Below are 13,286 nucleotides of genomic sequence, written 5' to 3'. Positions count from 1 at the left end.
TCAGAAGGCGCTTTGACCAGTTTGTCTTCACCCGTGGCAAGACCCCTCCGTTGCTTCAGGAGATGGAGCCATGAGGGCTTCTTAGTTCTATCGTCGTTTTTTATCGTTTCTGTCTTACTTCTCGACCTTTTTGACGGACACAGACGTCACGGCTCCAATCGAGTAGCGGTTGTTTTTCCCAGTATTGCTGATGACGGGCGTTGAGGTTCGCTGTGGGGCGGAGACGGCGTTGTCGTTGCCTCTCAGCCAGACTTTCAGCAGCGTGCCCCCCGAAATGCTGTTCCCGTTGCCGTATACCACGAGGTTCTCGCAGATTCCTGTCAGCGAGATGGCGTTGTGGTTTCCGCGTACGGAGATGACATCGTTGTTGCCGGAGCAGTTGATGGTGTAGCTGCGTCCGTTCTCACGAATGGTGGCACTGCCCTGCGTTTGTGCGGCGGCGAGACCAGTGACCATCAGGCCCATAAGAAGGAGTGACTTCATCCTTTTACTCTGCGTTCGGTCGTCTGACGCGGCGTGAGGATAGGCCAAAGCATTTCAGGTAGACGCTTCGGTGCCACGTGCCAGCTCCTGCTCTCAGCGGTTCTTTGGGTCGAAATATCTGGGGTGGACTGTGACGTGAATTACCCGGGTTCCGAGCCCCCCGTCTGAGCACAAGCCCTGCTCCTGATGACATTCCACTGTGCTGACTGTGGTTGCGACGCTCCTTTGCAGCACCGTGAACTCGGCCGGGACGCGCATCTGCCGGGGTGATCAAGGCGCGGAAGGGTTGAGCAGGCTGCTAGAGATCTTCATACGGTCTACCCAGCTCCTGAACACGTGTCCCTTACGTTGAGTCTCAAGAAGACACGGGGAGGAACGAGGCGTTCCCTCCTGCGCTCAAGGAGGCTCCACCATGACAAACCGCCGCGTTCTGCCGTACCCAGCTGACGACCACGACCACCACGACGACTTCAATGATCTCGGCCTGACTGCCGACCTCGATATGCTGGCCCGGGCAGTGGTCGACCGCCGCCGCATTCTGGCCCTCGGCGGCGCTGGTATCGCCACTTTGATTGGTGGAAGTCTGGGTCTGACCAGTGCCGCGGCACGCACCACTGCTACCTGCGTGCCGGTCATTCCTTTCGAAACGGCGGGGCCGTATCCCGCCGACGGCAGCGCGGCCTCCGGCCAGACTCAGAATGTGCTGTCCCGCAGCGGCATCGTCCGCTCGGACCTGCGTACCAGTCTCGGAACGAAAAACCAAGCTCAAGGGGTGCCCCTCACCCTGAAAATGACCCTCGTCAACGTGAACAGCGGCTGTGCGCCGCTGGCAGGCTATGCGGTGTACGCCTGGCACTGCACCGCAAACGGCGAATACAGCATGTACAGCCGCAACGTGGTCGGGGAGGATTACCTGCGGGGCGTACAGGCCACCAGCAAGGACGGCACGCTGACATTCCAGACCATCTACCCCGGCTGCTACGACGGACGCTGGCCACATATACATTTCGAGGTGTTCCCGACACTCGCCTCTGCGACGTCCGCGCGAAACAAGATTCAGACGTCGCAGCTCGCCCTGCCGGAAAGTGCGTCGCGCGCGGTATACGCCACCCCGGGGCATGGTCCCAGTTTAAGCAATCTGGGTCGGCTGTCACTGGACCGCGACATGGTGTTTCGTGACGGCTACGCCGCCCAGATGGCCTCTGTGACCGGCACGCCTGCCAGGGGCTACATAGCCAGCCTCACTGTTGGTCTCGCCCGGTAATTCACAGCTCCGCAGTGGCCGCACTCTCCATGCCTGCAAGGGAGGCAAATAAAGGGTCTGGGAAGTCCTGATTCCGAGCCACCTGAGGGGACATGGGCCAACGACACGTCGGCGCACACGTGTTCATGCCCCGGCGTTGAGCTTGCTCATTCCTGTGTGGCCATTATCCAAATTTGCTGGAGACTGCACCCCACGGTGCATCGCAGAGCCGGGCCGCTCTAACATACCGGGTAACAGTTATAGATGGCGGCAGACAGCTCAGAAGGACGTCTGCATTGATTGGCCTTGTGCTCTATAGTGAGGGACCTCTGGACGGACAACTTCCAATGGCTCAACCGATGAAGATGGACCTATCCACCGGGTAGCGGCTGCGGTGATACTGCCGCTGCATAAATGCAGTGGTGGACGTTGAGGGTCCGATGCATCCCAGGAACATCAGCGTGGTCAGCACCAGCTGCCCTGGCGTATTGAACAGTGGGGCGGTCCCACAGATCCGCATTGAACGACTGAGCACCAGCTCATAGATCAGACTGGATGTCGAACGAAACCGGATTTCCTGCTGTTCAGGAACCCGGCTGTCGCATGGGTTGAGGATCCTTCAGTTCTCTTTGAGGGACTGATTTAGGGGCCATGCCGTCCACGTAGGCTCGCAAATACATCATGACGGTAGCCTTATCTGGATACACTTCCGCCGGAAACAGGAACGCATGAGTGAAACCACCCTCCGCAGCCTCATTTGAGTCACAGTACTGGGCTGTCGCTACGTACTCGTCCTGGGTGTGGTGCATCACCCTGACCCGGTACCCCCTGTAGAAGTCGTCCATTGCCCGGCAACCCTAGCAATGAAGCAAACAGGAATGGGCTGATCTTCCTCCATGATCAATTTACGCTCTGGGGGTTCTGCTTTGTATGCTGCGGAAAGTATGACCTTCTGCCCATGCCACCGAGCTTAAGGAGGGTCACCATGTGTCACCGTCCCCTCCACCAACTGCTCTCGATCTTCAAGACAATTCGGATGACATCCGGAACGGCTCCTGATGAGTCATATCTCCAGATTCGATTGGACCGCAGCGCGGCACAGCTGGCTAGACTCTTTGATGTGGATAGCCGCAGTGCAGCAGGACTCATTTTATTTAGGTTGGGTACTCTCATCCTGTTACCGCCTTCTGGTGAAGCATGAAACGAGCCATAGTTCTGACTACGATCCTGACGACCTGCGTCATTGCGGCGGCACAGCCTCCCGCCTCGCTGCCGCCAGTCACTACAGGCCCCGCTGCTGCCGTGTCCTATACCTTTGAGATCCTGGATGCCAGTCGGCAACCGGTCGCCACCTTCGATGCAACAGGAAAGCTGCAGGTCTCAGGAACCCTGTCGACAGGCACCTTCCTGCGTCTGTCAAGACCCGGAGCCAGCCGACTCTTTCAGCTCGCTCAGCCTGTCACTCCGGGCACCACATTGGGTGAAGTTGTGCTGGTGTATGGAAACAGCACCGTAACGTTGGGCGCGCTGCTCAACGGAACGTCGGGAACTGCAGAAAGCAGCCGGCCCAGTGTCACGCCACAGCAACTCAACGCCCTTCTGGGCCTGTCTACCTCGGTAGGCAGCGTGAGCGTCGGGATGAGCACTTCCCTGAGCGTCAACGGCCTGCCCCTGACGCTGCCTCTGATTCTTCCGCTGTTCTGAAGGCAGTGTACGAACCTCCTTGCCCTGCCTGCCACATCAGCTCACCTATTTAGAAGGGCAAGGCACCTGCGGGGCGCAGACTGGTGGCAGGCCCTCCTGCCACAACAGGAAAGCAGGGGCCCCTTCCCAGGGCCCCTGCTTTCCTGTTGCCTTATCTCCCGCCAGGAGCAGGCGTCGCGGGAGTGGTCCCTGGCGCGGCCTGCAGCAGGCGGTAGGCGATCACCCGATTGTCCTTGTCCAGAGTGACTTCAAAGATGGCCCCCGTGGTGTCCTGTAGCTGACGCACGATCTGGCCTGCAGCATTGTTCGTTTCGCGCAGGACTTTCAGGCTGCTGATATTGCCCACCGTCAGCGTCTGCCCGAGCACCTGACCGGCGGAGGTTACGGTACGTTCCACGATGTTGCCGGTGGCGTCAATGGTGCGCTGCACTGTCTGCCCAAGGCTGTTGACGGTCTGGGTCAGCACACCACCAGGCTGCGTGACGTTGTTCAGCGTCTGTCCGACGGTCCCAACGGCACGGTCCACGACACCCCCTGGTTGAACGGCAGTGTTGGCAACGTTCCCAACTGTCCCGACTGCGTTATCCACACTGGTCAGCAGCCGCTCAAGTATCTGGGGATTACGGTCAATAGTGGTCAGCGTTCGGTCAATAATCCGTGCCACGTTGTCGAGGTTGACCTTGAGCAGAGCCTGTGCACGCACGCCCTTGATGGTGAGCTTGACCTTGTCGATGGACACGTCCGCACCAGCGGTCAGAAGCAGCAGGTTGGCAAGGCGGGCGTCAAGGGCCACGTTTGCCCGGAGGTTTTCTACTTCCAGGGTGATTTCCTCAACGCTGAGGTTGGGAATATCCAGCAGCACGTCGGGATTACCTGAATTCGCTTCTATGCAGCGGCGCTCACTGGCGGCACGCTGAGCTTCCTGTTCCGGCGTCAGGCGAGTATTGCCTGACGCGGAAAGGCTGAACTGCTGACACGGGTCCGTTGCAGTGCGTGTTGTGGTGTTGCCTGTATTGCTGCCTGAAGGGGCCGGTGACACGGGAGCAACAGGAGCGACGGCAGGAGGCCTGGACGTTGGAGGGGGCGCCTGAGTGGACTGGGCAAAGGCAGACCCCATGACAAGGTGTGCCAGGAGAATCACAGGAGCTGCAAAGTTTTTCCTCCTGTCCACGATTGTATGGAGATACCTGATTGCCGAATACCAGTCCCTGTCAAGAAATTCTTTAATGATAAGGGCACACTTTTGCCTTACTCCTACTGAAGGAAGAGTTTTTTCTTCCCGTCCTGACCATAAGCGCGACACCAGCCGCTGGCCCGGAGCGTTCAGAACGTGTGCGTGTCCCCGCCGGCGGGCACGATCACATACACGCTGACCCGGCTGCCGCCGACAACCATAACGAAGTCGGCCATGATGAAAGTCAGAGCGCTGATCTGACGGGAAGATGCCTGCGCGCAGCCTGGAACGAGGGCCGGGGTGAGACACAGGCGTTTCATGCCAGGGCCATGCCTTTTACGGGGCCGTATTCACGCATTCGGAGGATGGAAGTGCTCAGCAAGACGCATTCACGCCGGCCGCGAATCAGGACAGACTTCTTCAATAGGTTGGCTTTCTGAACGCGTTTGGTGACGCTGGTCGTTTTGCGGCCCACGCCGGGTCACGCTGTTGACCACCAGGTTCTTCCTTCCGGTCAGTGCACTGATACGGGGCACGTGATGTTCTCCTGTTCCCGGCGAAACGAGCTTTTTCTCTGCCGTTCTTGCCGGGCTGTTCAGGCCAGGGCTGGATGGAGCAGGGCGTCCAGGGCGGGCGCGTCCAGGTCGTGTCCGATAAACACGATCTCGCTGAAGGCTTCTTCCGGGCGGTGCCACGTGCCTGCCTGCTCGAGGGCCAGCTGGCGTCCGGTGTGGTTCCAGAGGGTGGCCATGTCATTACCCAGGTTCACCCAGCCTTTGCTGCGGATAACATTCCTGGGGAGCCCCTGGGCCAGCACGGCATGCAGGCGTTCCGGGTCAAACGGGCGCTGCGAGCGGTAAACGTGGGTGCCCAGGCCGTACGTTTCGCTTTCGGGCGTGTGCTCCTTTTCCAGCTCCGCCATCCAGGCGTCGAGTTGCATGGCACTGTCCATGTCGAACAGGCCGACGTTCAGGACGTGGTCTGCCGGAACGGTCCCACGGGTGGCTTCCAGCAGGCGGGCACGTGGGTTGGTGATACGAACCAGTTCACGCAGCTGCGCCAGGTCGTCTGGCGCGGCGAGGTCGAGCTTGTTCAGCACCACGATGTCGGCGAACTCGATCTGCTCGGCCAGCAGTTCTCCGAAGCCGCGTTCGAACTCGTCACCGGGAATGGCGTCCTGACGGTTCCACAGGGGAAAGAACTGAGCGGTGTCGACAACGGTCACCATGGCGTCGACGTGAACGCGGCCCAGCAGGTTGGGGATGGGAGGCTGTCCGGGTTCTTTGCTGAGTTCGAGCTCTTCCGGGGTAAGGCAGAAGCTTTGAGCGATGGGCAAAGGCTCACCGATGCCGGTGGATTCGATCAAGATGGCGTCGAGGTCACGGGTGTCCAGCAGGTCGTTCACGGCGTGGAGCAGGTCGCCGCGCAATGTGCAGCAGATGCAGCCGTTGCTGAGCTCGATGGTCTGCTCATCGGTTTTGACGACCAGGCTGGCGTCGATGTTGACGGCGCCGAATTCATTGACGATGACAGCAATTTTCCGTCCTGTCGTCTGTGTGAGCAGGTGGTTGAGGAGGGTGGTTTTACCGGCGCCGAGGAAGCCGCAGAGGACCGTGATGGGAACAGGCTTGGAGAGGTTCATTATGATAATGATAATTTAATATCGTTTATTACGCAGGAGTGCAAAGCTTCTCGGGCTGCCCCCCACGACCAGGTACTGCGGCCTGGCGTTACCCAAGCCAATATTCCTGGACTGTGCCGGTCCTCAAGCACAAGAAGTCAGGGCGTGAACTGGCCCGGTTCCCTGGCGACGCCACCTGGTCAACAGCTCTGTCAGCCGGGTACCTGGAGTCATCGCCAGATCGGAAGCAGCGCGTCCCCTTGCCGCCGCCTGAGCGCCACGGTCCTTCGGGGAAGGGAACAGGAGGCGAGAGAACTGTGATTGAGGCAGCACTCCACTCGTCCTTTGTCAGAACGGCCCCTCAGGCAGGGCTGAACGCTTTGACAGCCTCAAGGGCAGCGCGCTGCACAAGCGCTTCGGCGTCCAGTGCGGCCAATGGCCGGGAGAAGTGGAAGCCCTGCGCCAGGTCACAGCCCACCTCACGCAGCCACACCCACTGCTCGTCCGTCTCGACCCCTTCGGCCACGACATGCATTCCCAGGGCACGGGCCATGCCCAGAATGGCCCGGACCAGTTCCTCACCGGCCTCGGCCTGGCCGATCCGGTTCGTAAACGACCGGTCAATTTTCAGGGCTGAGGCCGCCAACCGCTGCACGTAGGCCAGGCTGGAGTACCCCGTGCCAAAGTCGTCGATGTGCAGATGCACTCCAAGGGCCTGCAGGGCCGCCAGGTTGGCCGTCACGACATGGCTCTGCTCCAGGATAAGACTCTCCGTAATTTCCAGGTGCACCAGGTTCGCGCTCAGGCCAGTGCGCGCCAGCGTCGCCTGCACAAATGGCGCGAAATCCGGCAGCAGAAACTGCCGGGCACTGGCGTTCGAGCTCAGCGTCAGGGGCGCTGACATCAGGCCAGCCGCCTGCCACTGCTGATACTGCGCGCAGGCCTGTTCGAAGATGGCCCGGTCCAGGTCGATGATCAGGCCGCTATCTTCCGCCACGGGGATGAATTCGGCCGGGCTGATCGGGCCACGTTCAGGGTGATTCCAGCGGGCCAGCGCCTCGAAACCAACCAGGTGTCCGTCCTGCACCCGCACCAGTGGCTGGTAGTGCGGGTGCAGGTCCCCGTTGCGCAGGGCCTGACGCAGGTCGTCTTCCAGTTCGGTGCGGGCCAGCAACGCAGTGTGCATGCTCACTTTGAACACCTCGACCTTGTCCCGCGTGCGCCGCTTTGCATGGCACAGGGCGATGTCCGCGTTCCGCAGCACCTCATCCACAGCGTGGTCCTGGTCGTGCAGCAGCACCACACCGGCACTCACCTGCACGGGCCACTCACGCCCCTGCACCGTGGCTGTCTGCTGAACCACCCGCAGAACCCGCTGCATCACCCCGAGAGCCATCTCCGGAGTGTCCACGCCACCCAGCAGCAGGCCGAATTCATCACCGCCGAGACGGCTGAGGGTGTCGGGTCCCCGCACTTCTCTGGCCAAGCGGCCAGCCACGAGTCGCAACAGCTCGTCGCCAGCGCTGTGACCGAAGGTGTCGTTCAACTGTTTAAAGCGGTCGCAGTCCAGCAGCACGACTGCCGCGCGGCGCGCGGGCCAGCCGTCCTCCAGCAGCCCGCGCAGCCGATGCTGGAACATCGTACGGTTGCCCAGACCGGTGAGGGGGTCGCGCAGGGCGTCGTGCTGGGCCTGCGCGCTGAGCTGGGCCAGTTCGTGGGTATGTTCACGCACACGCCGTTCCAGGTCCGCCTTCTCAGCCCGCAGGTGCAGTTCGGCCTGTTTCGCCCCGGTGATATCCCGCAGGGTGCCGGCCGCACCCGTGACGCGGCCCTGGGAGTCGTGCACCGCGCGGGCATAGACGTCGAACCACGCGAAGGCGCCGCCGGCGGTCACGTGCCGCACGTGCTGCCGACAGGTGGCCGCCTGTCCGGTCAACACCGTGCCGAAGGCCTGCTGCACCTGAGCCTGATCGTCCGGGTGTATAAACTCCAGCGCCGACCGACCGAGGGACGACTGCGTGTCGTGTCCGGTCAGGCGCGACCAGGCACTGTTCAGAAACGACCAACAGCCCCGGCTATCGGTCTGGAACACGACGTCCTGAACGTTATGGATGACGTCATGGTGCAGGCGCTCCAGGCCCTGCTGCCGGGCAGTTTCGCGCCGGGCATGCAGCTGCTCGACGATCAGACTGGCCACATGACCCAGCAGGTGCGCCTGGTGCTCGGTGAGCCCGTCGCGCGGCGACGTGTCCATCACCGCGAGTGTGCCGACGGTCAGGCCGCTTTCGAGGGTAAGCGGTACTCCCGCATAAAAGCGCAGGTGGGGGGGCCCGGCCACCGACGCTTCCTGTTTAAACCGGGGATCAAGCATAGTGTCCGGGACCACCCAGGCGGCCTGTGGGAGGGTCGGCAGGCCAAACGGGTCACCCCATTTGCCCTGTGCTGGACTGAGACCGGAGGCGCCCTTCACAACCCAGCCCTGGTTGCCCCACAGGCTGATCACCACGGCCGGAGCGGCCAGAGCGACGGCCGCCAGCACCGCCACCTGGTCAAACGACCGCTCCGGCAGGCTGTCCACCAGGTGGTGCCAGGACGCAAATTCGGTTTCGTTCAGAAGTTGAGTCATGGAGGCAAGCCGCGAGGCCCGGAGGCCCACTGTAGGTCCTTAGGGATGACCGGCTTGTCACAGGGTGTAAGGAGCCGCTCAGATAAAGACACGCTTCCCAGGCAGTCTCGGAAATCGGTTCTCAATGAAACCAAATCCATTCGCTCAATCACCGTGACCCACTAGGACCACCGGGCTGTCGCCGGAATGGACGATAGGGTGTGCGGGTCCGACTGGCTCCGACCACGCACTCGTGAACCGGCTCAGGGGCCCAATACGCGAACCGTATGCCGGCCGGCGGCTTTCGCCCGGTACAGCGCGACGTCAGCCTCTCTCAGGGTCTCCGTGAGGGTGGCCCCGTCACGCAAACACGCCACGCCAAAACTGCCGGTGACCCGCAGATCCGGGTCAATGGCCGGCCACTCGAGTTCGGCGAGCACCTGACTGAGGCGCAGACACACCTGCTCCGCGGCGTTCAGAGACACGCCCGGCAGAATGATGATGAACTCCTCGCCCCCGAAGCGGGCCACGCAGTCCATCCCCCGAACCTCCGCGCCAAGAACCTGGACGACCCGGGTCAGCACGTCGTCCCCGGCCGCGTGACCGTAAGTGTCGTTCACACGCTTGAAATGGTCGAGATCCATCAGCACCACGGCGCTCCCGCGTCCCTGCCGTGCCTGGGCGTGCAACCCGGCCAGCACCTGCATCGCATGGGCGCGGTTCGGCGCACCGGTCAACGAGTCGCGCAGGGCCGCTTCGGCAAACGCGGTGGCCCGCACCTCGGCGTCGCGGGCCTGTTGTTCGATCTGCCCAACCAGAGCCCGTTGCTGATAGAAGCCGTGGTACAGGGCATACACCTGCCGCGTCGCCTCACGTTGCACGTTGAAGGCCGCCTGAAACTGGCCCTGGCGTGCCAGGGCTTCGGCCAGCCGCTCGCGTGCACGCGTCGCGAACAGCTCGTGCCCCGCCGACGTGAAGGCGATCGCCGCCTGCCGGGCGTCCGCTTCCACCGCGCCCCACGCCCCCGCCGCCTCGTGCACCCGGACCCGGTCCAGCAGGGCCCGGCCCACCAGCAGGGGTCCGTCTGCCTGAACGGCCAGCCTCACCCGCTCGTCGGCCAGGTGAGCGGCCCGTTCATGCTGCCCGTCCATCAGGGCGACCAGCGTGAGCGCCTCGAGTATTTCGAGCACCCGTAATGGTTGGCCCAGGTGCTGGCGATTCATGAGCCAGGTTTCCAGCAACGCCCGGGATGTCCCCACCTGACGCGTCACGGCGCCCGGGAGGACCTCGCCCCCCAGTTGTGCTCCCGCGGCGCTGACCAGGTAGTTGATGTGCAGAACCTGTTTCAGATCCTCGGTCGGGCCGAGGTCCACGCCCCGCGCCTGTGGCGAATCCAGCAGCGCCTGGAGCCGGGTGACGGCGGCGAGAGACTGCTCGCGTTCCATTTCGTAATGCGCGGCGTTCACTGCCACCAGGGCCACGCCGCGGTCATCGCCCGCCTCACGGACAAGGGCGTCCGCCTGCGCGAAGTGCTGTGACGCTCCCATATCGTCGTACACCTCGGCCTGCACCAATGCGAGCGCCACATGCGCTTTGGCTTTGAGGGACGCCTCGCCCACGGCGCGGGCCAGGTCCAGGCAGCTCAGCGCGTGCGTCATGGCAGCCGCCGTGTCGCCGACATCCAGCGCCGCGTAGGCTGCATCCCGGTGCAGCAGGGCCAGAGCTTCGGGGCCGTCCTCTGCCGCCGCAATCTGCGCCTGAAGCGTCCTTACCGTGTCCTGCAACGCGGTGATGCATGGCGTAGCCGTCACGGCGTGCCTCTGCCTGAAGGGCGCGCCCAACCAGGAGGGGCTGGGGTCACCATCCATCTTGAAACCACGTGCGACGTACTCATCTCACCAGCCACTGTAGGGCCCTGGTTCTGACAATTTCCTGAGCTGCCAGACCGTGAAACCCCCCATATCGTTGACAGTGAGGGTATAGGCACATTCCCAATACACCATCAGCAGCGCCACTGCACCCATCGCAGGGAGGGCGATGTACAAGGCGGCAAAGGACGTGGTGCCCAGCACCTGCGGGAAGTGTGCGACAGCTGTCACAGCGATTGAATGGCGCTGGTGCCTGCAAGGTCGGTACGGTCTCTGTCAGTGAGGTATGAAGTCCTATGAACTTCCGGAAGGGGCTGCCTCTCCTGCCCACATCGGGACCGTCTCCCCTGCTGCACCTCAGCGGACTGTCCAACCGGGACACTGTGGACTACGGCGCGATGATGCTGGGCGTGTCCCTCACGCGGCTGCACACCCGCTTGCTTCCCGCGCTGCGTTTTGCATTCTGGCGGGTCCCGCCGTATACCCGTGGTTGCTGGAGGTCCTGGCTGGCGCTGCAGCACCTGCACTTCCCACGGAGCTGCCGATGGCCTGGTCGGCGACCGTCAGCACTGGACATGCCGTAGTTTCAACAGAGATCAGCGCCCTGACCTTCATAGGGATGGCTTCGAAGGTCTTCGAGGTGCTGGACAGGCCTGCCAGTTTGAATCGGCGAAGCTCAGGCTGCTCGCGGGAATGTTCCGGCCATGCGGGGGCCCACGGCACGACCCAACTCGTCAGGAGAGACATGAACTGCTGCTGCTAAGGCCAGTAAAAAGGGTCGTACAGCACGCCCTGAGTGATGCGTGAGCAAGACCGGAGTTCGCACACGCCGTTCGGGAGGGTCACCCGCTGAGCTGACGCGGTACTCAGGATCCAGAGGGCCGGCAACACCAGAATTGGACGCTTCACCACGACGGGGCGTCCTGACCACACAGGAACACGTTTTGGAGTCAATCGTGACTTCACCGGATGTAGACGCGAGTCCCTTGCGGGTCAGGGTCAGCTCATGGCCTGAGCGATGATCTCCACCGACCGGAGTCGCTTTTCGAAATCGAAAACGTCGGAAACGATCATCAGCTCATCTGCGCCGGTCTCCTCCAGCAGGCTCATCAATCCACTGCGCACGGTTTCACGGTTGCCAGTAACGCTGCACCGCAACATCTGCCCGGCGTGGACTTTTTCCTGAGGGGTCCAGTGCGTGTCAATGTCTTCGATGGGCGGCTGCATGAGTCCCGGAGTCCCCCGGACGAGCGCCGTGAACGACATCTGCTGTGACGTTGCCAGGTGGCGCGCTTCCTCATCCGTATCGGCTGCGATCACGTTGACGCCGATCAAGGTGTAGGGTCTGTTCAGCTGCTGCGAGGGCACAAACCCCTCCCGGTAAAGTCTCAGCGCCTGGTGCAGCGCCTGCGGCGCAAAATGAGACGCGAAACTGTACGGCAGGCCCAGGGCTGCTGCCAGTTGTGCACCAAAGAGGCTGGATCCGAGAATCCAGAGCGGCACTTCCGTGCCTGAGCCCGGGACCGCCTCGATGCGCTGGGTGGGGCCTTTCGGGGTAAGAAAGGACTGAAGCTCGCGCACATCCTGAGGGAACGTCTCTGCGCTGGCTGGATTCCGGCGCAAGGCCCCCAGGGTCAACTGGTCGGTTCCGGGCGCGCGGCCCAGGCCCAGGTCAATTCGTCCAGGAAAGAGGGTGTCGAGGGTGCCGAACTGCTCAGCGATCACGTAGGGCGCATGGTTCGGCAACATGATGCCACCGGCGCCCACGCGAATGGTGGTGGTGGCCGCAGCAAGATGGGCAATCACGATAGAGGTGGCGGCCGTGACGACGCCGGGTGAATTGTGATGCTCGGCTACCCAGATGCGGCGGTAGCCCAGCCGTTCGGCATGCTGCGCCAGTGTTCTGGCTTCATCCAGCGCAGTGCGGCGGTCGGAGCCCTGGCGCACGCGCCCAAGTTCAAGTATGGAGAGTGGGATCATAGGTGTCCTTTGAGGGAGAGGTACGTCCAAGAGCGGGAAAGTGGTTCGCGGACTCCTGGACGGCGGCTCGTGTCCTGGTTCGCGGACGAAGAGACCGAGGAGCAGTGTGTGGAGGGAAGGTGCGCCAAGTCGCTGTCCGCGCCGTCTGGTGGAGAGGTGCGGCGCATCAACACCACGGGAGTGCCAGCACGGTGGCCACACCAGAGGCTGGCTGCACTCCTTGCGCACAGGTGGAAGGTGGGGTCATGCTTTCAGTCACCGTGCGTATGGTACGCCCCGTCCTGATGAGTCGGCGGGCCAGGTGGGTCTTTGTCTTGTGCTTCTCGCTTGCACCATCAGCACAAGTTCGAGGACACCGGCGTGGGCCTGGCGAACGTCAAACGCGTGACCGAGAAGCAGGGAGGGCGGGCTTGGCTGACGCCCAGACCCGGGGAGGGGGCCACCTTCTTCAGCCGGTCCCATTGATGAGAACACCGGGAAGGATCATGTGACGCACACCTGGCCAGCGTGCTGATTGTGGGGTCCGCTCAGTCTGCCCTCAAGGATGGTGCCGGGTTCTTGCACTCGCTTATCTCAAGGCAGGTCGCCAGGACCCTGTCTTCCAGTGG

11 protein-coding genes are annotated in these 13,286 nt (G+C 62.5%); 3 read left to right on the top strand and 8 right to left on the bottom strand.

The annotated features are described in order from the left end of the window. Positions 1-114: 114 nt before the first annotated feature. Positions 115-483 (bottom strand): DUF3060 domain-containing protein, encoded by a 369-nt coding sequence (locus DEIDE_RS13970; protein WP_162485648.1) that lies wholly within the window; start codon positions 481-483, stop codon positions 115-117. A gap of 412 nt (positions 484-895) precedes the next feature. On the opposite strand from DEIDE_RS13970, the gene DEIDE_RS13965 reads away from it, so the two are divergent. Continuing rightward, the gene (locus DEIDE_RS13965; protein ID WP_012694612.1) at positions 896-1,747 is read left to right on the top strand and encodes an intradiol ring-cleavage dioxygenase; all 852 of its coding nucleotides are present in this window, start codon (positions 896-898) and stop codon (positions 1,745-1,747) included. Between the two features lie 331 nt (positions 1,748-2,078). On the opposite strand, the gene DEIDE_RS19160 is transcribed toward DEIDE_RS13965, so the two are convergent. Next, entirely contained in the window at positions 2,079-2,261 is a 183-nt protein-coding gene (locus DEIDE_RS19160; RefSeq protein ID WP_162485647.1) for a hypothetical protein, read from the bottom strand. Positions 2,262-2,923: 662 nt separating this feature from the next. Between DEIDE_RS19160 and DEIDE_RS13955 the strand changes: the two genes are divergently transcribed. Beyond that, the gene (locus tag DEIDE_RS13955; RefSeq protein ID WP_041227698.1) at positions 2,924-3,430 is read left to right on the top strand and encodes a hypothetical protein; all 507 of its coding nucleotides are present in this window, start codon (positions 2,924-2,926) and stop codon (positions 3,428-3,430) included. 151 nt (positions 3,431-3,581) lie between these two features. Here the strand turns inward: DEIDE_RS13955 and DEIDE_RS18140 are convergent, their stop codons facing one another. From DEIDE_RS18140 to DEIDE_RS13920, 6 genes are all read right to left on the bottom strand, one after another. Then, a complete protein-coding gene (locus DEIDE_RS18140) occupies positions 3,582-4,469 on the bottom strand; it encodes a hypothetical protein (RefSeq protein ID WP_242403002.1) in 888 nt (295 codons plus the stop codon). Positions 4,470-4,753: 284 nt separating this feature from the next. Next, positions 4,754-4,924: a zinc ABC transporter solute-binding protein gene (locus tag DEIDE_RS19400; RefSeq protein ID WP_012694610.1), complete on the bottom strand. Its 171-nt coding sequence runs from the start codon at positions 4,922-4,924 to the stop codon at positions 4,754-4,756. A 275-nt stretch (positions 4,925-5,199) separates the two neighbouring features. After that, on the bottom strand, positions 5,200-6,246 hold the full coding sequence (locus DEIDE_RS13940) for a CobW family GTP-binding protein (protein WP_012694609.1): 1,047 nt from the start codon (positions 6,244-6,246) through the stop codon (positions 5,200-5,202). A 340-nt stretch (positions 6,247-6,586) separates the two neighbouring features. After that, complete coding sequence (locus tag DEIDE_RS13935; RefSeq protein ID WP_162485646.1) at positions 6,587-8,851, bottom strand: putative bifunctional diguanylate cyclase/phosphodiesterase; 2,265 nt, start codon at positions 8,849-8,851, stop codon at positions 6,587-6,589. Positions 8,852-9,093: 242 nt separating this feature from the next. Next, a complete protein-coding gene (locus tag DEIDE_RS13930; protein ID WP_012694607.1) occupies positions 9,094-10,641 on the bottom strand; it encodes a GGDEF domain-containing protein in 1,548 nt (515 codons plus the stop codon). Between the two features lie 1,056 nt (positions 10,642-11,697). Further along, positions 11,698-12,678: an LLM class flavin-dependent oxidoreductase gene (locus DEIDE_RS13920; RefSeq protein ID WP_012694606.1), complete on the bottom strand. Its 981-nt coding sequence runs from the start codon at positions 12,676-12,678 to the stop codon at positions 11,698-11,700. Between the two features lie 360 nt (positions 12,679-13,038). Between DEIDE_RS13920 and DEIDE_RS19915 the strand changes: the two genes are divergently transcribed. Beyond that, positions 13,039-13,143: a hypothetical protein gene (locus DEIDE_RS19915; protein ID WP_415543526.1), complete on the top strand. Its 105-nt coding sequence runs from the start codon at positions 13,039-13,041 to the stop codon at positions 13,141-13,143. Positions 13,144-13,286: the final 143 nt, after the last annotated feature.

The organism is Deinococcus deserti VCD115 (assembly GCF_000020685.1).
Classification (GTDB): Bacteria; Deinococcota; Deinococci; order Deinococcales; family Deinococcaceae; genus Deinococcus; species Deinococcus deserti.
This window is presented reverse-complemented; position numbering and strand designations above follow the sequence as displayed.